The following is a 24,524-nucleotide window of genomic DNA, read 5'->3' as shown; positions in this document are numbered from 1 at the left end:
CCATGAACTTATGAAAAGGATTTCATATGACCGCAGCCACTCCGGCCAACACTCCCTCCGCGCTTGTACAAAGCGTCAGCCTGCAATTCGCCAGCCTCCCGACCTTCGAAGAAGTCGCGCAACGCATGCTCGAGCAAGCCATCAAGGAAAAATATCCCTCGCTGACCTTCGACCTGTCCAAGACCCGTTTGGCAACGCCGGATCCCGCCTCTCGCGGCTTTACACTGCAACCCTTCATGCCCCGCGTCCTCGATTACCTGGCGTTGGGCAGCCCGCTGGACTTCACGGAACGCGGCGGGCGTCGCTGCTTTCTGTCCGACACACCGCCCCGCGAGCTCTCACCGCAAGACGGCAAGCTGGACATCAAGGTCATCGAGAAACTGCTGCTCGAACTGCCCTGGACCGTACCGATCGGGCTGGCGGATGCGCTGACCCGCTATTGGAACGCCGGAGTCGACACGGGCAATGACATCAGCCGCTGGCGCTGGCTCAGCGATGCCCTCAAGAACACGCTGTCTATCCGCAACCTGCAACAACCCGGCCTCACTGACCAGGCGCGCGAAGCCCTGGACCAGATCGTCCGCTGGCCGGAGCGTGATCAGCGCCTGCGACGCAACAGCCTGTCCCCGGTCTACGCCTACAGCCTGGAGACCAGGCTCATCCGAGACGGCTCCAGCAGCGTGCTGATCGGCAACGAAATCCTCCTGACCCACGCCACAAAAGGCGCGACCGCCTTCCTGCTATGCAGCCCTGGCGGCGCCGTGCAGTCGTTTGCATCCCTGGAGGCGTTCAACAGCCATTGGGGCGCACTGATCGCCAGCCGGTACGTGGTCGACACGCTCACCTGTCAACGCAACGAGATCAGTGGCAATGTCTTCGACACCCAGGCAGTCATGCTGCTGGAGCAGCAACTGGCCGACCTGAACGCAGTGCAGTTGCCCTCGCGAATCGGCCTGCAAGACCTGTCGACGCTCTATCAAGAGCTGAGCGATCCCGCTCGTTATCTGCTTGACGCACCGCAGTTGACGCCTGAAACGGCGGCACGGATCGAGCCGTTGCTGCCCGACTGGCTGAAACAAGCCTCCATCGTCGATCAAACGAAATTCCAGCACTACAGCCTGACACTGGCCAGCGCGAAAAAACGCCACCAGGGCCGCACCTTTCTCAGCGACATCGAGGACATCAAGACCTTTGCCGCCGACGCCCTGTTCAAGCAGATGCAATCAACCAACGACAGCGACCCGGACAAGGCTCAAACCAGCCAATACCAGCCCGACGATGTGGAGCTGACCTTCACCGTCGCCGCCGGTTATCCCGGAACTAGCGGGATCATCGAAAAAAGAACGATGAGCCTGACCGAGCTGGCCATCAACAACCTCATCGCCCGACCGAGTGCAAACCTGGTCCTCGGTCATCGCCAGGGCCTGCCCCTTCCCACGTGGCTGACACCGGACTTCATTACGCGCAAGGGTGGACTGATCGAACAGGTCGACATTGGCACGACCTATCCTCGCTACCTGCAACAACGCCTGCTGGACGATTTGCCCCAGGCCCAGGAACGCCAGCGAATATTTGCCGAGCAGATCCCGGCCCAACTGGTCCTTGAAGCCCTCCAGCAAATGCTCAACAACGAAAACGGCGTGACCCGCCAAGGCCTGGACCTGGTTGAAGCGCTCCTCAACCCCGACGCAAATAGCCAACAGCTCAGCGGCCAGTCGGTGGTCATCCGCCACCTGGCCTTCCTGCGCAAGCCCGAGGCCCACCCCGACATCGTGAGCAACATGTTCATCATTGAGCCGGAGGATGTCCAAACCGGACCGCACCTGCTGTATCGCCCGCTTTACGCGCCCTCGTTGCAGGAGTTTCCGACGCGCCAGGCGCTGTTGCAGGCCATCGCCACAGCGGGGGATCTGCAGAAAAGCATCCTGACCTGGCTGCCCGACGCCGCGCGCCCAATCTATGCCAATGGCGGCTTCCAGGAGCCGCACATCGTGCGGTTTTTCCAAGGCGACGAATTCAATTTCCCAGAAAAGCCCGCCCCCGCAACGCTCGCCGTCGACGGCGTCAACGATGAGCTAGCACAGTTCCTGCGCAACGGCGAGCTGATGCAATATCTTTACGGCAGCAATGCGCGAGCCCTGGTCAGCCAGGCCGATCACGACTCGGTCTCCAACAGCGAAAGCCGCTGGGCCGTGCTGCTGGAAGGCGGCAGCCTGCTGTTCAATACGCTGCTGATGCCCTTGCTGCGTGGCCCGGTAATGGCGACGTTCTGGCTGTGGAGCCTGATGGGCAGTGCCAGTCATGATATTCCGGCCCTGAGCAGCGAAGACCCGGTGACCCGTGAACTGGCCGCCGTCGACCTACTGCTCAACCTCGGCATGCTGGTGCACCAGTTTCCCGCCATCAGCGCGCCTTCTCGTACGCCGCTGCCCGAAACCCTCAAGGAACAGGCAATGCGCGCCCCTGCACCGCGCGTCATCCCTGAGCAGTGGCCGGCGCCGATGCCGCCCAGGATTCTGGAAGGGCCGGTGGGCTTGCCCGGCGAACACCCGCAGGGCGCTCTGGACCTCAGTTTCGCCAGCGCCAGGCAGCGCCTGACGCTGGAGCAACATAACCGGCTGCAGAGGCTACAGGTGCCACGCCCCACTTCAATGCCCGAGCCGATCAAATATGGTCCTTACACAGGCTTGTACGTGATCCAGAACAAATGGCACGCACTGGTGGAAGACAAACTGTATCGGATCAGTCCGGAGCCGGACGGCAACACGGTGATCGTCGACCCGCAGGCTCCGCGAGACCCGGCAAAAAATGGTCCGGTGTTGAAATCGGACAACCAAGGCAACTGGTCCATGGATCTAGGGCTGCGTCTGCGCGGCGGCATGCCCCCGAAGCGGGTGGCAGAACTGCGCAAGCTCAGGGCCCAGCGGGGGATGGAACTGACCCAGGAGCTGGGAAATTATCATGCACAGGAAGCCGATAAGCTAAAGGCCGTGCAAGTTGCCCAGGAAGTCTTGAGCAGAACTCAGGAAGGCGATTTTACCGAGGAACAACGTGCGGCAAAACGTGCGCAGTTTTATGAACTGCTCCAGGACCAGACTGACGATTATCTGCGGCTGCTGAGCAAAGCAACGGAATATGCCAGCCTTGACATGACGTTGCCCCCGGAAATGCTTCGCGCCCTGATGGAAAACGTGATCAACAACGCCCGCAAGGCCTTTCTTGTCGTCGAGTTGGATTTAGTGGCCCTGGACGCCGCCAATATCCATTTCATGAAAAATGGGCCGGCGTTGAAGGAGGCTGTCGCCGACAACCCCGCAGGCTACTTTGCGTACCTCGACGCAATAAGCGTCATCAACGATCGTACTATTTATTGGCTGGAGCTCGAGGAGCGGCACCTGGACGCACTATTGAACCTGGACGCCGAAGGCGCGCAGATATTCGAGCGGCTGACCAAGAACCGTCCCCAGGAAGAAAGATCGGCGCTGGCCACCAAGGCCGTGCAGTTACCCATACTCGCCGCCCTGCTGGTCAAAAACCCCGACTCCGACCTTCCCGCCAGCCTGCATAATTTCATCAAGCTCTTGCTGGAACAGGTGCGCTCCCACTCCGACCTGGGAACATATGACCTGCCCCCTTCGGAGCGGCTTGAAGTGCTGGAAAGTCTGACCGAAAACTATGGTGCCTCCCTTGATGCCTTGCTGGGTATCAAGGCACTCAATGCCAGCGACATTGACCCGTCTTATTTCGACAGGCTGTTCAAGCTGATCGAACGTCTCTATGACGACGTTTCCAAGACATTGTCCGCCGAGCTCAAACCTGCGCCGCAGCCGCGCAAGCGAGCGCCAAAACGCACCAAAACGGCGAGCGGGCGTCCGCAAAAAAAGGTGATCAAAACCCGGAAGGGCGGCGTCTTGATTGGTGATCTGAAACCCGCCGGCACCTCCCTGCCGATTGAAGTCGTCGAGCTACGCTCCGAAGTCGATGACGAGTTGCTCGCCACGTACTCACAACACGACGACGTCTGGGACATCGTCGAAGTACAACGACCGGCCCCAACGCCCCGCACAAGGTCGGTCAAAGCGATCAAGGGCGATGCGCGTAAGCTGCTGGATCAACTGGAGAACAGTTTGCTGAGCGCCGAGCGATATAAAACCCAATGCCGCTTTCCTCAGGAAATCGAGGAAATCATGAACAATGAGGCGAGTCGCTACCGCAAACGCTGCGAAGAACTCGAAAGAGCCTTCACCGCCTCGACAAAACCGCGCACAGCAGCGGATCAGACCTTGATCGATGAGCTGTCAAACGCAGCTTCCCGCCTGACCACCCGGGGCAGTGAACTGCGCACCGAACTGAGCCTGAAGTTGCCGCCCACCGACAGCAATCTGCGCTACCTGTTCGAAAAGAACCTGATCCAAGTCGCACGGCTCGGCGAACGCAAAGCCTTGAAAGGCGAACGCAAGGATTTCCTTCAGGAATACGCCATCAACGACCGCGACGGTTGGCCGCTCTGGTACGCGCATTTTCATTATGAAGCGACCGACACGCCGAAAGCGGATTTCAGCGTCGCGCATTTGAAAACCAAGGAGCAACGCCGGGAGCACTACCACTCGATGCTGGCCAAGGCGAAAAGCCCTTATGCAGTGGTGAATGTGCATCGAGGGCAGATCGGCCGGCCATTGGCGCAGAGCAAGTTCTTGCCGTTGGCGCCTTGATCACTGCGCAAGGAAGCCCAAGGTAACCCCTGTGGCGAGGGGATTTACCCCCTCACCACAGTTGAGTGTGCACTTCAGGCAAGGGGTCAGTGCGCAAACAACGAATTACCCTTCTGCCCCGCCAGCTTCTCCGGCTTGATCAGGAACCGTGCCAGCGCCGGCAGCAGCCACAGCGCACCGAACATGTTCCACAGCAGCATGAATGTCAGCATCAAGCCCATGTCGGCCTGGAACTTGATGGCCGAGAAGATCCAGGTGCACACACCGATGGCCAGGCACAGGCCGGTGAACAATACGGCCTTACCGGTGGACTTCAGCGTCTGGTAGTAGGCCTCCTGCAACGGTAATCCGGCACGCAGGAAGCTCTCCAGGCGGCTGTAGATGTAAATCCCGTAGTCCACGCCAATCCCGACGCCAAGGGCCACCACCGGCAAGGTCGCGACCTTCACGCCAATGCCCATGAAGGCCATCAGGGCGTTACCCAGCACCGAGGTCAGTACCAGCGGCAGCACGATGCACAGCGTCGCCGCCCAGGAGCGGAAGGTGATCATGCACATGGTCGCCACGCAGATGTACACCAGGATCAGGATGGTCAGTTCCGACGCCTTGATCACTTCGTTGGTGGCCGCCTCGATGCCAGCGTTACCGGCGGCGAGGATGAACTCCAGGCCATCACGATTGTTGTCCTTGGCGAAGTCCTGCACCGCCTTCACCGCACGGTCCAGGGTCTCGGCCTTGTGGTCGTTGAGGAACACCAGCACCGGCGCCAGGGAGCAACTGTTGTTGTACAGGCCATCGGCCCGGGCGATGGAGTTGTTCAGCACGTCAGGGTTGCGCGACAGTGTTTCCCATTTCAGGTTGCCCTCGTTCATGCCCTTGATCATCTGCTTGGACACGGTCACCAGGGAAATCGCCGATTGCACGCCCTCGGTGTTCTGCATCTTCCACATCAGCTCGTCGATGGGGGCCATGGCTTCATAGCGCGAGCAGCCTTCGGCCTTGGTCTTGACCATCACCACCAGTACATCGGAGCTGGTGGAGTAATTGCTGATGATGAAGTTGTTGTCCTGGTTGTAGCGCGAATCCGGACGCAATTCCGGCGCGCCCTGATCGAGATCGCCGATCTTCAGGTTCTGGCTATACCAGAGGCCACCGCCAAAGGCGATCACCGCCAAGGCAATGGACACCGGCGCGACCTTGGCACTGGCGAAGTTCGACAGCATGCGCCAGAACGGATGCTCGCGGGTCGCGTCTTTCTTGCTGCGCTCGACCGCGCGCTTGCTGATGCCGACATAGGAAATCGCCACCGGCAGCAGGATCAGGTTGGTGAACACGATCACCGCCACGCCAATGGAGGCGCCGATGGCCAGTTCGCGGATCACACCGATGTCGATGATCAGCAAGGTGATGAAGCCGACGGCGTCCGCCAGGATCGCGATCATCCCCGGCAGGAACAACTGCCGGAAAGTTCGCCGCGCCGCGGTCAGGGCGTTGTCCGCCTCGCTGGACTGCAAGGCGATGCCGTTGATTTTCTGCACGCCGTGGGAAATACCGATGGCGAAGATCAGGAACGGCACCAGCATCGAGTACGGATCGAGGCCGAAACCGGCGGCGTGCATCAACCCCAGTTGCCAGACCACCGCCACCAGGGTGGTGCTCAACACCGCCACGGTGCTGCGCATGCAGTTGGTGAACCAGTACAGCAGGATCAAGGTGATGACGAAGGCCACGCCGAAGAACAGCACCACCATGACCAGGCCGTCGATCAAGTCGCCGACTTTCTTGGCGAAGCCGACGATATGAATCTGCACATTCGGGTTCTGCGCTTCGAACTTGTTGCGGATCTTGTCTTCAAGCTCGTGGGAAAACTTCCGGTAGTCGAGGGCGAGCAATTTGCCCTGGTCCTGCGGATCCGGATAGGACTCCAGCAGTGGGATGTCGATGATGCTCGACTTGAAATCGTTGGCCACCAGCCGCCCGACCTGGCCGGACTTGAGTACGTTGTTGCGCAAAAGGTCGAGGCTGTCGGCCGAGCCGTTATAGCTCTGCGGGATGACCTCGCCACCGGCGAAGCCCTCCTCCGTCACTTCGGTCCAGCGCACGCTCGGGCTCCACAACGACTTGAGCCCGGAACGGTCGACGCCGGAGATGTAGAAGACCTCGTCGTGGATCTGGCGCAGGGTCTCCATGTATTCCTTGGAGAAGATGTCACCGTTGGTGGCTTCCACGGAAATGCGCACCGTGTTGCCCAGGTTCGCCAGGTCGTTGCGGTGTTCGAGCATCTTCTGGATGAAGGGGTGCTCGAGGGGGATCATTTTTTCGAAGCTGGTGGATGGCCGGATCAGCGTGGCCTGCCAGAACAGGAAAATGCTGACCAACAGGCAAATGACGATCACTGCCGGGCGGTTGTTGAAAATCAGGCGCTCGAGGAACGTCGCCTTGTCTTGGTGATGACTGCTCATGGGTTGCGCCTTCTTGTTTTTGTGCCCTTCTTGCAGGCCTGACTCATTTGCTCAGTTCAGCGCCAGTGGACGTGGTGGCACGAACGCCGCCTTGCCCCGCCAGGATCAGGTTGCCGTTGCCTGCCGCCGTGACGGCTGCCACGGAAATCCGGTCCGGACGGTTGAACACGCTGAAGGTCACGCCGTCGTCGGTACTGCGCACCACGCTGCCGCCGTTGCCGACGATCACGATGGAACCGTCCGCCAACAGCGTGGCACCTGACAGGCCGAACTCCAGGGCACCCCGAGCAGCCTTGAGTTCGACCTGTTCCCAGGTACCGCCAAAGTCCGTGGAGCGATAAAGGTTGCCGCGCAAGCCGTAGGCCAGCAGCGTCGAAGGTTGGGCGGTGCCGATGACCCCGAATAGCGAGCCTTCGTAAGGGCCTTCGACCTTTTCCCAGGTCTGCCCCCAGTCGGCGGAGCGGAACATGCTGCCGGCCTCGCCGACAATGAACAGCCCGGCATCTTTCACCGCGGCGATGGCATTGAGGTGGTACTGGTCTTCGTTATCGAGGCGATCGCTGACACTTTCCCAGTGCTGGCCGCCGTCAATGGTTTCCAGCAGCGCGCCGTAGGCGCCCACGGCGAAACCGTGACTGGCATCCTTGAACCAGACATCCAGTAGCGGCGCCTCACGGGTCAGGTCTTCGAATTGCTTGGTCCAGGTGCTGCCACCGTCATCGCTGGCGAGGATCTGCGCGTCGTGCCCCACAGCCCAGCCGTGTTTGTCATCGACGAAAAATACCGCGGTAAGCAGTTGGCGAGTCGGCACCTTGGCCTGGGTCCAGGACTTGCCCTGGTCGTCCGAATAGACAATGTGACCCCGATCACCGACCGCCACCAGGCGCTGGCCGGCGTGGACCACATCGAGCATCAGGGTTTTGCTGGCCTTGGCCGATTCGACGGAATAGATGACATCGGACGTCGACGCCGCGACAGCCATCACCGGTGCCGATAACACCGCAGAGCCCAGCAGCGAGAGCGCCGAAGCCAGCAACGCGACTCTGCGCAGCATCGGCGGCCGGCTGCGGCCCACAGCCATGACAGGCTCATTCATAGACCTTTCCCCCATTATTATTGTTATGGCTTGGTACGTTGCCAGTCTTGGAGCATAGTCCTGAAACCTGCAATCTAGAGCCACTTCGGAAGCTGACCTATCCTATCGGGCTTTCGAAAGGTCTGACAATCGACGCCACGTTATCTTTTGTTAACCGGGGGGGTTGGCGCTGGGGGGTGAATGGCGGGGTATTCGGTGGGGTGATGGCTGAGTAGCTATAGCGGTGAAGCATCTGGCGCTATCGCGAGCAGGCTCGCTCCCACAATGGATCTCTGCTGAGCACAAAATATGTGTTCACTGAAGACCTACTGTGGGAGCGAGCCTGCTCGCGATGAAGGCACCGCGGTCCGCCAGGCAGACCGCGGCATCAAGGTCACGCCAGGCTCTTGCTCACCACCTCGAACACATCGGCGGAAAGCGCGCCGGAGGCCAGGATGCGTTCCAGCTCGGCTTTCATCAGTGCCTGGCGGGCGCTGTCGTATTTGCGCCAGCGGGTCAGCGGGGCCAGTTGCCGCGAGGCGATCTGCGGGTTGAAACCGTTGAGTTGGATCACCAGGTCCGCCAGGAAGCGATAACCAGAACCGTCGGCGGCGTGGAAGTTGATCAGGTTCTGTCCGGCGAACGCACCGATCAGCGCCCGCACCTTGTTCGGGTTCTTGATGTTGAATGCCGGGTGCTCCATCAATGCCTTGACCCGCGCCAGGCCACCCGGCAGCGGGCTGCCGGCCTGGACACTGAACCATTGGTCCATGACCAGCGGGTTGCCCTTGAAGTTTTCCGCGAACACTTCCAAGGCCTTGGCCTTCTCGGCCTCGAACGGCGAGTTGACCAGCACTGCCAGCGCCGTGAGGCGCTCAGTCATATTGTCAGCCGTGTCGAACTGCTCCAGGGTCGCGCTCAGCACCTCGGGCTTGTCGGTAAGCATCAGGTACGACAATGCGATGTTCTGCAATGCGCGACGGGCGAAATGCTCGGCCTCGGCCACATATGGCGTGCGTTTCGACAGGTCGCGGTTGGCTTCATAGCGCAACCACAAGGCTTCGAACAGGTTCTCGGCCAATTGCTGGCGGGCGAACTCGCGAGCGGCATGGATCGCCTCGACATCGGCCACTTCGCTGATTTCCGTCAGATACGCTTCGCTCGGCAGCGAGAGCATTTCCGCGACCATGGCCTGATCCAGGGATTCGTCCGACAGCACCGTGCGCAAGGCGCTGACCAGACGCGGATCCAACGACAGGCTGGTGCCCTGCTGATGCTGGGCGATCAGTTCTTGCAACACCTGCACCGACAATTGCTGGCCGGCATCCCAGCGGTTGAAACCGTCGCTGTCGTGCTGCATCAGGAACATCAGCTGGTCGCGGTTGTACGGGAAGCTCAGTTTCACCGGTGCCGAGAAACCGCGCAGCAACGATGGCAAAGGTTGTTCGGCGATGTCGACAAAGGTGAAGGTCTGCTCGGCTTCGGTCACCGAGATCACCCGGGAGGTGCCGCTCGCAGCGGCTTCACCGGCCAGGCGCAAAGGTATTTCGGTGCCCTTGCTGTCCAGCAACCCCAGTTCGACGGGAATCACGAACGGCAGTTTTTCCTGCTTGTCCGGGGTCGGCGGGCAGCTCTGGCTGAAGGTCAGGCTGTAGGTCTTGGCCGTGGCGTCGTAGGACTCGCTCACCGCCAGCCGTGGCGTACCGGCCTGGCTGTACCAACGCTTGAACTGGCTCAGGTCGACGCCGTTGGCATCTTCCATGGCCTTGATGAAGTCATCGCAGGTCACGGCCTGGCCATCATGGCGTTCGAAGTACAGATCGCTGCCCTTGCGGAAGCCCTCAGGCCCCAGCAGGGTGTGGATCATGCCGACCACTTCCGAGCCCTTTTCGTACACGGTCAGGGTGTAGAAGTTGGAGATCTCGATGAAGCTGTCCGGCCGCACCGGGTGGGCCATGGGGCCAGCATCCTCGGCGAACTGGTGGGTGCGCAGGTAAGCCACGTCCTGGATACGCTTGACGGTGGCGGAATTCATGTCGGCCGAGAACCCGGCATCGCGGAACACCGTGAAACCTTCCTTGAGCGACAGCTGGAACCAGTCGCGGCAGGTCACGCGGTTGCCCGACCAGTTGTGGAAATATTCATGGGCGACGATCGCCTCGACCCGCTGGTGCGCGGCATCGGTGGCGGTCTCGGCGCGGGCCAGCACGGCGCTGGAGTTGAAGATATTGAGGCCCTTGTTCTCCATGGCGCCCATGTTGAAATCGTTGACCGCAACGATCATGAAGATGTCCAGGTCGTATTCACGCCCATACACTTCTTCGTCCCAGCGCATCGACTTCTTCAGGCTGGTCATGGCGTGCTGGCATTTGTCGATGTTTTCCGGCTCGACATAGATGCGCAGGGCCACGGTGCGCTCGCTCATGGTGGTGAAGGTGTCTTCGACGCACCACAAATCACCGGCCACCAGGGCAAACAGGTAGGCAGGCTTCTTGAACGGGTCTTCCCAGGTCGCCCAATGGCGGCCGTCTTCGCCAGGACCGCTGGCAACCGGGTTGCCGTTGGACAGCAGCACCGGATAGCTGTGCTGCTCGGCCACTACCGTGGTGGTGAACTTGCTCATCACGTCCGGGCGGTCGAGGTAATAGGTGATCTTGCGGAAACCTTCGGCCTCGCACTGGGTGCAGAACATGCTGCCGGATTTGTACAGGCCTTCCAGGGCGGTGTTGGTTTCCGGGTGGATCCTGACGGTGGTGTCGACCGTGAAGGCCTGGGCCTTGGGCTGCAGGGTCAGGTGACTGTCGTCCAACTGGTATTCGCCCTGCCCCAGGTCGGCGTCGTCGAGCTTGAGCGAGACCAGTTCCAGATGCTGGCCATCGAGCACCAGGGGCGGCAGCCCGGCCCCACGCTCAGGGTTGCGGCGCATCACCAGTTGCGCATGGACCAGGCTGTGGTCCTCGAACAACTCGAAGGTCAGGTGCGTCTCATCGATCAGGTATTCGGGGGCCTGATAGTCCTTCAGATAGATCATCTTCGGTTGTTCGGTGCGCATGGGTCGAGTCCCTCTACTGATGTACGGCGAGCTGGTAGGCCGTGTATTTACGAATGTTGATCACGCCGGTGTCGAAAATCAGGTACTGGCCCTTGATCCCCAGCAGCGTGCCTTCGGCGATCGGGTTCTTGTCCAGGTTGAAACTGACGATCTTGGCCGGGTATTGCTCCACCGGATAACGGATCTCGATAGGCTCGACGTCCGCGATGGTCTGGATCGCCTGTAAGCCAAATCGTTCCTGCAAGCCTTGCAATCCCTGGGCGCAGCTTTCGAACAGCGAGTCACGGATCGCAGGCAGGTCCACCGCCACAGCGTCGCCCTTGAGCAAGGCGCGCCAGTTGGTTTTGTCCGCCACCTGGCTGCGGAACAGGTCTTCGACAAACCCCGATTGCTGACGGGTGGCGACCCGCAGGATCGGCAGCGCCTGGCTGGCGCCCTGGTCGAGCCAACGGGTCGGCAATTGCGTGGCGCGGGTGATGCCGACTTTCACGCCCGAGGAATTGGCCAGGTAGACCACATGATCGGTCATGCAGAACTGCTCGCCCCAAGCCGGATCGCGGCAGGTGCCCGCTTCGAAATGGCAGCGTTCGGGGCTCATGATGCACATGTCGCACTGGGCCAGCTTGGTCATGCAAGGGTAGCAATAACCCTGGCTGAAGCTGGTCTTGGTCCGGCGCCCGCAATGGGTGCAGTGGATCGCACCGAGAAACTCCAGGCGTACCGTGCTACCAATCAACGGGTTGACCGGCACCTCGGTATCGCCCAGGCGAAAGGCGTATTGAACGGTCGACCCGTCAAGGCGCGCCGACATCTTGCTGATTGCACCGCGGCCAATCTCGATCAATGGATGGCGTCCGACTTGAACAGGATATTCGGGACGGTGGTCGCCTTCGACTGGCACTCCTGCGGGCCCATGTAGCCGGTACGCTCTTCTTCAGGCAAGTTCTGGATCTCCCAGGCGATCATCGCTTGCAGCGACAACTCGCGCTGCTCGGCGGTGAGCTTGTTGCCATCGGCCCATTTACCGATTTCCACCGCCAGTTTCAGGCTTTGGTAGATGTCAGGGGTGATGTTCTCGATCATTTCTGCAAAAGACGACATGTTAAGCAATCTCCAATAATGTCGCGGGTTCCAAGGCAAAGCACGACTGACCGCCGTGTGGGCACTCGCGGTTTAGAATTCCCTGGACAGCTTGACCTGGGCCAGCTCTTTTTCCAGGGAGTGCCTGAATATCTGTGGCGCGGCAAAGGTGTACGCGGCAAACCCCAGCCATAGCCAATCAATCACCTGGGCCACCTGCGGGTAACCCTGGGCCGTCAGGGTGATGACCACCACCCGATAGACCACGAACATGAGCAACAACACCACGATGGCGCGACTGGCGCTGCGCTCGCTCATCCAACTGTTGAATCGCCACCATGTTCCCAGAAACAGACTGCTGCGAGCCTTGACTGCGGTCAGCAAGTGCAATGCGGCTCGGTCATTGGCGTTTTCCTGCAAAGCCCAGATGGCATGCTCGCGCGCGCCCTCGACGTCACCTTCGCGCAATAGCAGGTGTCCGAGCACCACCACGGCCCCGGTATGTCCAGGCTCGGCCTGCAAGGCCTGGCGGGCGAACTGATGTGCTTGCCCCCACTGGCCGCTGGCACGATAAAACTGAGCCATGGCCACCAGGTTGGACGCATCGTCGGGGGCCAGTTCCAGGGCTTTTTCCAACGGTTCGCGGCTTTGTTCCAGGCGGCCGGTCAACTGGTAAAGGTCGGCCAGCGTGCGGTAGTTGATCGGATTGAGCGGCTCCATATCCAGCAACTGGGTCAAGTGTTCCTGGGCCAGCTTGAATTTGCGCAGGGCAATGGCAACCTGGGCGGCAGCGTAATGGGCCAGCGGCAACTGTGCATCGGCCAGCAGCGCCAACTGCACCTCGCGCCTGGCGGCATGCACGCGGCGCAGATTGATCAGGCACACCGCCAGCAACGCATGGGCTTCGGCCGAGTCCGGATCGCTCGCCAGCAGTTGGCGCAGCGCGTCGATGGCACCGTCGTAATGGTCGGCCTGCAAGCGTTGATACGCCAGTTGCAGCAGATAATCGGTATTCATCAGCTCACCACCAGATACCAGAGAGTGGCAGGCACCCACTTGATGACCATGCCCTTGAGCACGAACGCGCCAATCAACACCACTGGCAAACCGAAGCGGTTCAGCACGCCCCCGTAGTACTGGTAGATCTCGATGGTCGCGTTCTGCTGCATGAACAGCAGATAACCGATGGCAAGCTTCCACACCACCAAAGTCAACAAGGCGTACTGAATCTGCGCCTGGCTTTGGATGTACCCCGCCTCCACCAGTTGCAACAACCCCAAACCGATGAGCAGGCTGCCCACCAGGCAAAGGCCGGCCAGCAGCCATTCACGCACGCGGGTCGGGCTGCCCACCGCGATGGCGTTGAAGACAAACCACGGCAGGCCAAGCCAGGCGCCCCCCAGCATCAGCCCCAGCAGCGGCCAGAAAGGCGAGACGGCCCACTTGGCCAGGGCGCCCGGACGTGGCTCGTCCTCAATGCGATAACCACCGTACTGCGCCATCAGCGACCCTTCCCGTGTTTGTCGAGGAAGGCCAGCACTTCGTCGTACTGGTTGCCTTCATTGGCATAGCGCGCGTAGTTGCGCGCGGTGGTCAGCCATTCCAGGGTGGTCGCCCGTACTTCCTTGAGCGCCTGCTTGAAATGCCGGTCGCAGATCGGTTGTTCGCTCGCGCCGCTGATGGACTCTTCGATCGCTTCGTCAGCGGCGGTTTCCACCAACTCACCCAGGTCCGCACCGGAAAAGCCCGAGGTGTTTTTCGCCAGGAAGGCAAAGTCGATGTCCTCGGCCATCGGACGACCTTCCATCATCAACTTGAGCATCGCTTCCCGGGCCGGTCGGTCGGGTGGCGGTACGAACAACACCCGGTCAAAACGCCCCGGGCGCCTGAAGGCCGAGTCCACCGACCATGGCACGTTGGTCGCGGCGAGGATCAGTACACCGTGGTTGTCCTTGGTAAAACCGTCCATCTCGGACAGGAACTGGCTGACCAGCTTCGAAGACGTCGAGTCCCGGGTGTTGGAACGCTTGCCACCCAAGGCCTCGACTTCATCGAAAAACATTACCGCCGGCGCCTGGGCACGGGCCTGTTCGAACAGCGCGTGCAACTTGCGCTCGGATTCGCCGATGTACATGTCCAGGACATCGGAAATGGCCACGTTGAGGAACGTCGCCTTGCACTCCCCGGCCGTGGCCCGGGCCAGCATGGTCTTGCCACATCCCGGAGGCCCATAGAGCAACACGCCCCCGCCGACCCGCTTGCGAAAGCGCTGGAACAGGCCGGGCTTCTGGTAAGGCAGGATGATTTTCTTGTGAATGGTTTTCTTCAGCTCGTCCAGGCCACCGATGTCATCGAAGGACAGGGCTTCCTTTTCCGGCACCAACAGGCGCCGGACCTCGGTCTGGTCGGTGTTGTCATTGGAGATCACGCGCAGGCGCGGCCGCCCTTGCGCAGCGGAAAAATCGGTCACGGATACGTTCAGGCGACGCCATAGCGCCATGTCTTCCAGGGCCGGGTTGGCGTCTACCGCGGCGCGGTATTCCACCTGGGCTTCCTTCATCTGCTCAAGGGCTGCGAAGGCGCGCGCCCTGAGCATCCGCGCGGCAGGCTCGTTGCCTTCAACCAGGCCGAGGGCCCGTTGCGCCTGGCCCGCGGCGATACATAATCTGGCCGCGGCCATTTTCAAGGCCTGGGCATCGCTCCATTGCTCAAGATCCGCAGGCAACAACCCAAGCCCGCGCTCGTACTCGCTGCGCTCGACACTGGCGTCAAGCAACAGTGTCAGCAGCGCGACGTTACCGGGGGCAGCCAGGAGCGCGGCCTCCAGCTGGTCGAACGTCGAATCATCCATGGCACTTCCTCAAAAAATGCGTTCGCGTGACAAACCGTCTCATTGCACCACCTCCGGTCGCTCGACATCGACCCAGACAAACTTGTGCGGATCCAGGCGGGTTTCCTGGTCCAGGCGATAAGCCACCAGCTTGCCGTAGAGCACCGCACTGTAATCCAGGCAAGCCAGGTTCGGGCGGATCGGCGCGGGTTTGCCGCTGCGCCAATAGTGGCCGACGAACAGCAAGGGTTCATGGACGCCATAGCGCAGCAGGTTGTTTTTTTCATCTTGCGACAGCGGCGTGCGGGCCACCGGTTCCGGCAAGGCGTCGGGCTGGAACACGATGTCGCCGTAGGTCTGCGGGTTGTCTTCCCAGAACTTGGTGCGGAAAAACGAACGGGTCAGGCCATCGCCACCGGTCAGCGTCAGGCCATGGGGCAGGCGCATGTCCGTGCCGCGCAGCAAACGATCGAACACCGTGCAGGCAAAACTGCCCGGTTGCGCCGAGGCCTGGAGGAAATGCTCGTCGACACAACCGTCCGGGAACAGCCCACGCAACGGTTCGATCAGGCCCGCATCCCAACAGGCATGCACCACCCGGAACCGACCGGCGTCGACAAACAGCGGCAGTTCATAAAACCATTCGAGGAAGTCATGCCAATCACCGGGATGCTGCTCGAACTGGGTCAGGGTCTCGTGGAGCAAGCGGGCGTGGCGCGGCGTGTGCTCGCGCACATAGCGCTGGCCACTACCAGGCAAGGCCGGTGTGCTCCAACCCAGGGCGTTGAACTCGTGGTTGCCCATGATGCACAGCGCCTGGCCGGCCACGACCATGTCATGGACGATGTGCAGCGCTTCACGAATCCGCGGGCCACGGTCGATGATGTCCCCCAGGAACACGGCCATGCGCGACGGATGCCGCCAGACCCCGCCCTGCTTGTGGTAACCGAGTCGGTCCAGCAGGTGTTCCAGGGTCAGGGCGCATCCGTGCACGTCACCGATCAAATCGTAACTTCGCGCAGGATCGAGCATCAGTCGCCTCCACCCCCCAACCGACTGCCCCAGCCGAGCTTGGTCCGGCAGACTTCGTAGTAATTGTGATCCAGCGGATGGATCAGGCGCAGCTTCTGCGCTTTCTTGCTGACGGTGATGGTGTCACCCGGCGCGCAGGTGAAATGGTTCTGGCCGTCACAAGACACTTGCGGGTAGATCTGCATATCCTTGGACACGACGATTTTCAGCTCACTGTTGCCATCGACCACAATCGGTCGCCCAGACAAGGTATGGGGGTACATGGGCACGATCACAATAGCGTCGAGCTTGGGATGCATGATCGGCCCGCCGGCGGAAAGCGCGTAGGCGGTGGAACCGGTCGGGGTCGCGACGATCAGGCCGTCGGCCTTCTGGCTGCAGACGAACTGACCATCGATGTACAGTTCGAATTCGATCATGCGCGTGGACTTGCCGGGGTGCAGCACCACATCATTGAGGGCATCGCCCTGGCCGATGGCCTCGGCGTGACGGCGGACCTCGGCTTGCAGCAGGAAGCGGTTTTCCACCAGGTAATGGCCGTCCAGCACTTCGGCGACCTTGGTTTCCAGCTCGTCAGGGCGGATATCGGTGAGGAACCCCAGGCTGCCGCGGTTGATCCCCAGCACCGGGATATTGTGCCGCGCCAGGGCCCGGGCGGCCCCCAGCAGGCTGCCGTCGCCGCCAACCACGATCACCATGTCGCAGACTTCGCCGAGCATCTTGCGCGACGAGGTCTGCAGGCCATGGCCCGGCAACACTTCGGCGATGGTATCTTCGAGGATCACATGCAGGTGCCGCTCCAGGAGGAAACGTTTGAGACGGCGAACGGTGTCCAACACCTGCGAACTGCCCAGGCGACCGATGATGCCGATATTGCGAAATTGCTCCATGAGGCTCCTGCGAGGGTCTGCGGCGGGCGAAAACCACGATTATGGGCGAAAGCGCTCCATAGACAAAATTCTTTAAGCCTTGCCACAGGCTATGCTCGCAAAATGATCCTGTTCCCTGAACTGCTGGACTTGCCCCGCCACCTGCGCCATCCCGAAGTGCGCGACCTCGCGTGGGCGATCGTCGCCCCGCCGATGCTCATCGACACGCCCTGGCCCCAGCGCCATCCCCTGGCTGGCAGCGACTGGGTGCAGGATCCCCATCGACTGGAACACTGGCTGCGGCAATTGGACCGCGACAGCTACCCACTGCTGCACTGCCTGTCCCAAGGACGGACGCGACGCCTGGGCCTGTATTACGAAAGGCTCTGGCAGTTTGCCGTGCAGCACGCCCCGGGCATCGAATTGATCGCCGCGAACCTGCCGATCCGGCGCGAAGGCCATACGCTGGGCGAGCTGGACCTGCTGCTGCGCGATCGAGACGGCATCCACCACCTGGAGCTGGCCATCAAGTTGTACCTCGGGCCTCAGCAGGGCAACGGGCTGGACGCCGCACAATGGCTCGGCCCGGGCTGCCATGACCGGCTCGACCGCAAGCTGACGCATCTGCGCGAACACCAACTGCCAATCTCGGCCCGCCCGGAAAGCCGCGAGGCCTTGGCGACCTTGGGCATTGAACCGGCCGGCCTCGAGTCGTTTCGCTCCGAGCTCTGGCTCGGCGGCTACCTGCTTTACCCCTGGCCGGGCCGGGCCGCCCCGCCAACCGGTGCGCACCCTCGGCATTTACGGGGCAGTTGGCTGCATCAGCGTGATTGGCCAGCATTCGTCGACCAACGTCCACCAGGGCGCTGGCAACCCCTGCCCCGCGCCGCCTGGCTGGCCCCGGCCCACTATCCGGCGGAGCAGACCTGGGACACCTCGCAACTGGAAGCCTGGCGAACGGCCCTCGAGCCCATGGCACCGGCGCAGTTGATGGTGCGCCTGACTGAAAATGCCGAGGGAGAGTGGGAGGAAGCCGAGCGGGTATTCCTGGTGGCCGATCTTTGGCCGAATGTGCCGGGGAATGGGTGAGTTTTGTGGTGCCTGGGCAGCCGTCTTCGCGAACAAGCCCGCTCCCACATTGGAATGCATTCTCCTGTGGGAGCGGGCTTGCTCGCGAAGGGGCCGCTACGGTTTAAAGTGACAACCGCAAAGCCAACGCCGCCAACGTCACCAGCAACACCGGCACCGTGAGCACGATCCCGACCTTGAAGTAATACCCCCAGCCGATCCGGATATTCTTGCGCTCCAGCACATGCAGCCACAGTAACGTCGCCAGGCTGCCAATCGGTGTGATTTTCGGGCCCAGGTCGCTGCCGATGACGTTGGCGTAGATCATCGCCTCCTTCACTACGCCGGTGGCCTGGCTGGCATCGATGGACAAGGCGCCGATCAGCACCGTCGGCAAATTGTTCATCACCGACGAGAGCAACGCCGTCAGCACGCCCGTGCCCATCGCCGCACCCCACACGCCATATTCGGCGAAACCGTCGAGCCAATGCGCCAGGTAGCCGGTCAGCCCCGCGTTGCGCAGGCCATACACCACCAGGTACATACCGAGGGAGAAAATCACGATCTGCCAGGGTGCTTCCTTCATCGCCTTGCGGGTGGAAATCTTGTGGCCGCGGGCCGCGACTGCCAGTAGCAACGCCGCACAGACCGCCGAGATCGCGCTGATGGGAATCCCCAGCGGCTCCAAGGCAAAGCAGCCCAACAGCAGGATCACCAGCACCACCCAACCGGCATAAAACGTCGCCTTGTCGTGGATCGCCGTCGCTGGATCGTCCAGTTGATGCGGATCGTAGTCACGCGGGATGTCGCGACGAAACAGCCACAGCAGTATCGCCAGGCTCGCCGCGACGCTGACCAGGTTCACCGGCACCATGACCGCCGCGTAGCGGTTGAAACCGATGCCGAAGAAATCCGCCGAGACAATGTTCACCAGGTTCGACACCACCAAGGGCAGGCTCGCGGTGTCGGCAATGAAACCAGCCCCCATCACGAACGCCAGGGTCGCCGCCGGGGAGAAACGCAACGCCAGCAACATCGAAATCACGATGGGCGTCAGAATCAGCGCCGCTCCGTCATTGGCAAACAGCGCCGACACCAGCGCCCCCAGCAGCACCATGAACGCAAACAGCTTGCGCCCACTGCCCTTCCCCCAACGGGCCACATGCAGGGCCGCCCAGGCGAAGAAGCCGGCCTCGTCCAGCAGCAGGCTGATGATGATCAGCGCGACAAAGGTACCGGTGGCGTTCCAGATGATCTGCCAGACCAGCGCAATGTCACCGACCTGCACCACCCCGCTCAACAGGGCCAGCAACGCGCCGAGCGTCGCGCTCCAGCCAACGCCAAGCCCCCTGGGCTGCCAGATCACCAGCGTAATGGTCAGCAGGAAAATCAACGACGCGATGAGCATGCGCAACAGCCTTGAAAGAAGGTTTGAAAAGAGGAAATCAGCAGCAACGCGCCACCGGACGATCAACCATGGCAACCAAGCGCTCGACATCGGCCATCAGCCATGCCGTGTTGGCGGCCAACGCCTGCTCCAGCAAGGTGCTGACCCAGGACGGCAACTGCGGGTGCAGACGGTAGTAGACCCATTGCCCTTGGCGCCGATCGCTGAGCAGGCCAGCGCTACGCAACTGCGCCAGGTGCCGGGAGATCTTCGGCTGACTCAGGCCCAGCGCGGCGGTGAGCTCGCAAACACACAACTCGCCTTCGCGGGCCAGCAGCAGCGCAATACGCGTACGAGTGTCATCGGCCAGGGCCTTGAAGACATCGACGGGGTTGTGGGAATCAGACATGGCGACAGAAAGCCTGGATGAGCGAAGGGCGAATATATGGAGATTCGAATATTCAGTAAAGCGAGGATTTTAAATTGTGGAGGCACCTGAGGTTTAGACGCACCTGTGGCGAGGGGATTTATCCCCGTTGGGCTGCGAAGCAGCCCCCAAAACTGACACTGCGGTGTGTCAAGTAATTCAAATGGGGGGGCTTCGCGCCCCAACGGGGATAAATCCCCTCGCCACAGGTGTTTTGTTTGCCTGAAGTAACGGGCTATCAGGCCTTCTTGTGTTGCTCGACCCACTTGCCATAGGCATTGATGAACGTTTGCAGGAAAGGCCGTACCGACTCCGACAGGTTGCCCGCCTCGTCAAACGCCGTCCCGGCACCGCTCAGGTAGGCCTCCGGCTGCTGCATGCAGGGAACGTCGAGGAATACCAGCGACTGGCGCAAATGATGGTTGGCACCGAAACCGCCAATGGCACCCGGCGAAGCACTGATCACCGCACCCGGCTTGCCACTCAGGCAACTTTGGCCGTAGGGACGCGAACCGACATCGATGGCATTTTTCAACGGTGCCGGCACTGAGCGGTTGTACTCAGGCGTAACGAACAACAAAGCATCAGCCGCACCCACCTGTTGACGGAATGTGGTGTAGGCTGCCGGCGGCGTTACGTCAATGTCTTCGTTATAAAGTGGCAACTCGCCGATCTCGACGATGTTCAACTTGAGGTTGGCTGGCGCCAGGTCAGCCAGCGCCAGGGCGACCTTGCGGTTGATCGATGCCTTGCGCAGGCTGCCCACTAAAACGGCCACTGTGTAGACATTACTCATGGAGACTTCTCGACTGTCGGCTCAAAGGAGCCTGTAGTTATAGATGATCGGCATCACAATTGGACCAGTGGAGAGACGAAAACCCGCCGGCTGGACTATTTTTTTCATGTAGGAAAACTTACCGCGCTTGACCGGGGTCTACAGAACCGCAAATCGAGTGATCTATTTCCAGAGGTTCTAAGCAATGGCAGCAGTACTTGTCGGACAATTTCATGCGCGGGACGCCGAAGGTCGCGTCTATTCGGTGCATGAGTTCCAGGAATCGACCCCGTCGCCCGACGGAAATGGCAAGGAGCCTGTCACTACCTATAAGTTGGCGATCGGTGATCGCGTCAACAAACTCGACGACGGAAAATTCGTGCTGGTGCAGTCGCAAATCGAACTGACGCGCGAGCCGGAAACGCCGCTGCAAGCTCAAACGCCCACTGAAACGCAAATCGCCTTATAAACGGTTGTTATGAGCAGAAGTCATGCCCGGACTTGGGTTAGGATTCAGCCACTCAATGGCTTACCCGCCGAACATGGACTTCTTGCATGCGTTTACGCCACATCGAAGTGATCCAGGCGCTGCTGCAGACCGGCCACCTCGGTACGGCGGCCGAATGGCTGCAACTGCCGGTGGCGGAGGTCGAGGCGATCCTGCGCGATGCCGAGGCCCAATTGGGCTTCATGCTGTTTGCCAGCGTACGCGGGCGCTTGCAGGCCACCCGGGAAACCCTTGAGCTGCGTGACGGCATCACGCGGGTGTACGACACCCTTGAGCCGGTGCAGCGACTGGCCAGCAGCCTGAAGCATTATCAGGCACCGCCCCTGCGTATCATCTGCACCCCGCCGCTAGCCCAACAATTATTGCCCCAGAGCATCGCCGCCCTGCGTCGACGCCATCCGGATGCGCCTTGCACCCTGCTCAGCCAACCGACCCGCGACATCGTCCACAGCCTGCTATTGCGTGAAAGCGACCTGGGCCTGAGCCTGCACGACCCTGAACACCCCGACATCCATTGCCAGATGATCGCCCAGGGCAAACTGCAATTGCTGGCGCCCCACGGCTGGCTGCAACCACGGCAGAAATACGTTTCGCTACAGGACCTGGCAGGCCAGTCGTTGGTAGGGCTCGATGGCCATGACCCGCTAAGCCCGGCGTTCGAGCATAAACTGGCGGCGCTACGCCCGGCGCCGGTGATCCAGATTCGGGTACAGACACATCAGATGATGCGCGCCATGGTCGAGGCCGGCGAAGGCCTGGCCATCGTCGACCCTTTCACCGCCTCGGGCGCCAAGGACGGCGGCCTGGATGTCTGTCCGGTGTCACCCGCCGTTGCGATCAACCTCTATGCCCTGAGCCTGAACGGCACGGCACCCTCGCCTGCCCTCCAAGCGCTACTGGAGCGGATTACGGAACAAGCCGGGGCGTTGCTGGGCCACTGATCGACATGCCCAGTGGGTCGTCGAACAGACGGTACCAGAACAGCGCGACCTCGGCGGTATGGCGGTCAATGCCACGATAGCGCAGGTGATCGATACCGCCGAGCACGTAGCCGCAACGCTCGTAGAGCCGGCAGGCGCCCAGGTTGTTGTTCTGGGTTTCCAGCATGATTCCCGGCAGTTTCTTCTTGCGACTCCAGAAGTGAGCGACGTCGAGTAGCGCCTTGGCCACCCCATGGCGCCGCGCCGGGGCATGCACCGCCAGTTCGTCGATGTGGGCGAAACCGTTCCAGTTGGTACTGACCACGATGTGCCCCACGGGCTGATCGTCGAGGTAGGCCATGAAGATCTCGCTGTCCGGGGCATCGCGAAAGCTGCTGAACTCTTCGGGATCGATGCCGTAGCACTTGCGATAGGGAACGATGGGCGTCACCGGCCACTGGCTCACGGGCCGGCCTATCTGCGCGGTACCGTAGTCGCTGACTTCGAAACTGAAATCACTGCCCCATATATAGGCGGCGAAGCCATCATCGACAACGCGCACCGACAACCCCGGGTGCTTGGGATTCATGACCGGTTGCATACTGGGGAAGGTCCTCATTCCTTGAGCCAACCAACGGCGCATTGCCATCCATTGCCCTTGCCTTTCAAGTCTTCACACATCAAGCGGGATCCATAGCTTGCCGTTACCTCAGGTTAGAAGGTCGTGGCGATTGTGGCGAGAAATGAATAATTGATCGGTGGCATCCTTTAGTAGGAGCGGGCTTGCTCGCGAAAGCGGTGGGTCAGCTTGCATGTGCGCCGAGCGTACCGACACCTTCGCGAGCAAGCCCGCTCCCACAGGGGCTCATCAGTTCGCCGCGGCCTGCGCCTCGGCCAACTGCGTCCACAATGCCGGAGCACCTGCGGACTTGGCGATGGCTTCCAGACGCGCGGCATGTTCGGCCAGGTCGCTTTCGCTGGCACGGATGATCCGCGCTGGCTGACGGTCAGCGGGCAAACGGCGGATTTCCGTGGCCTGGTTGCCGGAGCCTTCGCCGGTACCATTGCCGTCCGAGGCGTTGCCGGCCAGGGACAGGCTGGTCTGGCCGCCGGTCATGGCCAGATAGACGTCGGCCAGGATCTCGGAGTCGAGCAAGGCGCCGTGAAGTTCACGGCCGGAGTTGTCGACGCCGTAGCGCTTGCACAAGGCATCGAGGCTGTTGCGCTGCCCCGGGTGACGCTCCCGAGCCATCATCAGGGTGTCGAGGATGGTGCAATGCTGGGTAATGTCAGCCCGGTCGTGCTGGCCCATCAGGGCGAATTCGTTGTTGATGAACCCAACGTCGAACGCCGCGTTGTGGATGATCAACTGCGCGCCCTGGATGAATTCGAAGAATTCATCGGCCACTTCGGCGAAACGCGGCTTGCCTACCAGGAATTCGTTGGTGATGCCGTGCACGCCAATGGCGCCTTCATCACTTTCGCGATCCGGTTGCAGGTAAACGTGGAAATGACGACCGGTCAGGCGCCGGCCGATCAGCTCGACACAACCGATTTCAATAATCCGGTGACCATCGGTCACCGGCATGCCGGTGGTTTCGGTATCCAGTACTACAGATCTGTTGGCCATCAGTGTTCAGCTCTCAACGGGCAGTCTTGCAAAAGCGCGGATCTTAACACGCCCTTGTGGGGGATTAGCCGCAGACCGCTTTTTTGTGGCGAGGGGATTTATCCCCGCTGGGGCGCGTAGCGGCCCTATTCAATCTGCCTGACACACCACGGTGTCAGGTTTCGGGACTGCTTCGCAGCCCAGCGGGGATAAATCCCCTCGCCACAAATCTATCCTGTCCAGCCCCTAACGAGTTCCGGATCAGGCCTGCTTGTAGCCCCGCACCTCATCCACCCCACGATTGGCCAACTGGTCGGCCCGTTCGTTGCCGTGGTGGCCGATGTGGCCGCGTACCCATTTCCAGGTGACGTTGTGCCGGCTGACCTGCTCATCCAGCAATTTCCACAGGTCGGCGTTTTTCACCGGTTCCTTCGCCGCCGTCTTCCAGCCGCGTTTCTTCCAGTTGGCCATCCACTCGTTGATGCCTTTCATGACGTACTGCGAGTCGGTCACCAGCAGCACGTCGCAAGGCCGCTTGAGCTCCTCCAGGCCACGGATGGCGCCCATCAGCTCCATGCGATTGTTGGTGGTATTGGCTTCGCCACCCCAGAGTTCCTTCTCCACGCCCTTGCACACCAGCAACGCGCCCCAGCCGCCCGGACCGGGGTTGCCCTTGCAGGCGCCATCAGTGAAGAGTTCTACGCTATCGCTCATGCCA

At 61.1% G+C, this 24,524-nt stretch carries 20 protein-coding genes; 4 read left to right on the top strand and 16 right to left on the bottom strand.

What is annotated here, in order from left to right:
• Positions 1-26: 26 nt before the first annotated feature.
• On the top strand, positions 27-4,712 hold the full coding sequence (locus AC30D9_RS19010; RefSeq protein WP_490144586.1) for a dermonecrotic toxin domain-containing protein: 4,686 nt from the start codon (positions 27-29) through the stop codon (positions 4,710-4,712).
• 86 nt (positions 4,713-4,798) lie between these two features.
• Here the strand turns inward: AC30D9_RS19010 and AC30D9_RS19005 are convergent, their stop codons facing one another.
• From AC30D9_RS19005 to AC30D9_RS18960, 10 genes are all read right to left on the bottom strand, one after another.
• Complete coding sequence (locus AC30D9_RS19005) at positions 4,799-7,174, bottom strand: efflux RND transporter permease subunit (RefSeq protein WP_134924001.1); 2,376 nt, start codon at positions 7,172-7,174, stop codon at positions 4,799-4,801.
• A 43-nt stretch (positions 7,175-7,217) separates the two neighbouring features.
• Positions 7,218-8,270 (bottom strand): WD40/YVTN/BNR-like repeat-containing protein, encoded by a 1,053-nt coding sequence (locus AC30D9_RS19000; protein WP_490144585.1) that lies wholly within the window; start codon positions 8,268-8,270, stop codon positions 7,218-7,220.
• Positions 8,271-8,643: 373 nt separating this feature from the next.
• On the bottom strand, positions 8,644-11,301 hold the full coding sequence (gene pepN / locus AC30D9_RS18995; protein ID WP_490144584.1) for an aminopeptidase N: 2,658 nt from the start codon (positions 11,299-11,301) through the stop codon (positions 8,644-8,646).
• A 13-nt stretch (positions 11,302-11,314) separates the two neighbouring features.
• On the bottom strand, positions 11,315-12,145 hold the full coding sequence (locus AC30D9_RS18990; RefSeq protein ID WP_307570989.1) for a DUF2797 domain-containing protein: 831 nt from the start codon (positions 12,143-12,145) through the stop codon (positions 11,315-11,317).
• A complete protein-coding gene (locus AC30D9_RS18985) occupies positions 12,142-12,402 on the bottom strand; it encodes a YeaC family protein (protein WP_134923997.1) in 261 nt (86 codons plus the stop codon). Before AC30D9_RS18985 ends, AC30D9_RS18990 begins: the two co-directional genes overlap by 4 nt.
• A 72-nt stretch (positions 12,403-12,474) precedes the next feature.
• Positions 12,475-13,398 carry a tetratricopeptide repeat protein gene (locus AC30D9_RS18980; RefSeq protein WP_134923996.1) on the bottom strand — a complete coding sequence of 308 codons (924 nt, stop codon included), beginning with the start codon at positions 13,396-13,398 and terminating at the stop codon, positions 12,475-12,477.
• Complete coding sequence (locus AC30D9_RS18975; protein ID WP_109756048.1) at positions 13,398-13,883, bottom strand: hypothetical protein; 486 nt, start codon at positions 13,881-13,883, stop codon at positions 13,398-13,400. Before AC30D9_RS18975 ends, AC30D9_RS18980 begins: the two co-directional genes overlap by 1 nt.
• Positions 13,883-15,232, bottom strand: coding sequence for an ATP-binding protein (locus AC30D9_RS18970; protein ID WP_134923994.1), 1,350 nt, complete (start codon positions 15,230-15,232; stop codon positions 13,883-13,885). The genes AC30D9_RS18975 and AC30D9_RS18970 overlap by 1 nt, the downstream gene beginning before the upstream one ends.
• A gap of 39 nt (positions 15,233-15,271) precedes the next feature.
• A complete protein-coding gene (locus tag AC30D9_RS18965; protein WP_209022205.1) occupies positions 15,272-16,246 on the bottom strand; it encodes a metallophosphoesterase in 975 nt (324 codons plus the stop codon).
• Complete coding sequence (locus AC30D9_RS18960; RefSeq protein WP_003202709.1) at positions 16,243-17,133, bottom strand: NAD(+) kinase; 891 nt, start codon at positions 17,131-17,133, stop codon at positions 16,243-16,245. The genes AC30D9_RS18965 and AC30D9_RS18960 overlap by 4 nt, the downstream gene beginning before the upstream one ends.
• Here AC30D9_RS18960 and AC30D9_RS18955 point away from each other — a divergent pair.
• Positions 17,125-18,201 carry a DUF1853 family protein gene (locus AC30D9_RS18955; protein WP_373459120.1) on the top strand — a complete coding sequence of 359 codons (1,077 nt, stop codon included), beginning with the start codon at positions 17,125-17,127 and terminating at the stop codon, positions 18,199-18,201. The two genes, AC30D9_RS18960 and AC30D9_RS18955, sit on opposite strands and share 9 nt — an antisense overlap.
• A 103-nt stretch (positions 18,202-18,304) precedes the next feature.
• Here the strand turns inward: AC30D9_RS18955 and AC30D9_RS18950 are convergent, their stop codons facing one another.
• From AC30D9_RS18950 to AC30D9_RS18940, 3 genes are all read right to left on the bottom strand, one after another.
• A complete protein-coding gene (locus AC30D9_RS18950) occupies positions 18,305-19,588 on the bottom strand; it encodes an arsenic transporter (protein WP_134923991.1) in 1,284 nt (427 codons plus the stop codon).
• A 37-nt stretch (positions 19,589-19,625) separates the two neighbouring features.
• Positions 19,626-19,976 carry a metalloregulator ArsR/SmtB family transcription factor gene (locus AC30D9_RS18945; protein WP_109756043.1) on the bottom strand — a complete coding sequence of 117 codons (351 nt, stop codon included), beginning with the start codon at positions 19,974-19,976 and terminating at the stop codon, positions 19,626-19,628.
• 256 nt (positions 19,977-20,232) lie between these two features.
• Positions 20,233-20,790 (bottom strand): NADPH-dependent FMN reductase, encoded by a 558-nt coding sequence (locus AC30D9_RS18940; RefSeq protein ID WP_134923990.1) that lies wholly within the window; start codon positions 20,788-20,790, stop codon positions 20,233-20,235.
• Between the two features lie 184 nt (positions 20,791-20,974).
• Between AC30D9_RS18940 and AC30D9_RS18935 the strand changes: the two genes are divergently transcribed.
• Positions 20,975-21,238: a hypothetical protein gene (locus tag AC30D9_RS18935; RefSeq protein WP_109756041.1), complete on the top strand. Its 264-nt coding sequence runs from the start codon at positions 20,975-20,977 to the stop codon at positions 21,236-21,238.
• An 86-nt stretch (positions 21,239-21,324) separates the two neighbouring features.
• Positions 21,325-22,218, top strand: a complete 894-nt coding sequence (locus AC30D9_RS18930) for a LysR family transcriptional regulator (protein WP_490144583.1) — start codon at positions 21,325-21,327, stop codon at positions 22,216-22,218.
• On the opposite strand, the gene AC30D9_RS18925 is transcribed toward AC30D9_RS18930, so the two are convergent.
• The 3 genes from AC30D9_RS18925 to rnhA all read right to left on the bottom strand — a co-directional run bounded on the left by AC30D9_RS18925 (position 22,184) and on the right by rnhA (position 24,520).
• A complete protein-coding gene (locus AC30D9_RS18925) occupies positions 22,184-22,798 on the bottom strand; it encodes a GNAT family N-acetyltransferase (protein WP_116832180.1) in 615 nt (204 codons plus the stop codon). The genes AC30D9_RS18930 and AC30D9_RS18925 overlap by 35 nt on opposite strands.
• Before the next feature lie 267 nt (positions 22,799-23,065).
• Positions 23,066-23,827: a DNA polymerase III subunit epsilon gene (gene dnaQ / locus AC30D9_RS18920; RefSeq protein ID WP_134923988.1), complete on the bottom strand. Its 762-nt coding sequence runs from the start codon at positions 23,825-23,827 to the stop codon at positions 23,066-23,068.
• 240 nt (positions 23,828-24,067) lie between these two features.
• On the bottom strand, positions 24,068-24,520 hold the full coding sequence (rnhA, locus tag AC30D9_RS18915; RefSeq protein WP_041024176.1) for a ribonuclease HI: 453 nt from the start codon (positions 24,518-24,520) through the stop codon (positions 24,068-24,070).
• Between the last annotated feature and the right edge of the window lie 4 nt (positions 24,521-24,524).

Source organism: Pseudomonas sp. DF11 (assembly GCF_058148565.1).
This window is presented reverse-complemented; position numbering and strand designations above follow the sequence as displayed.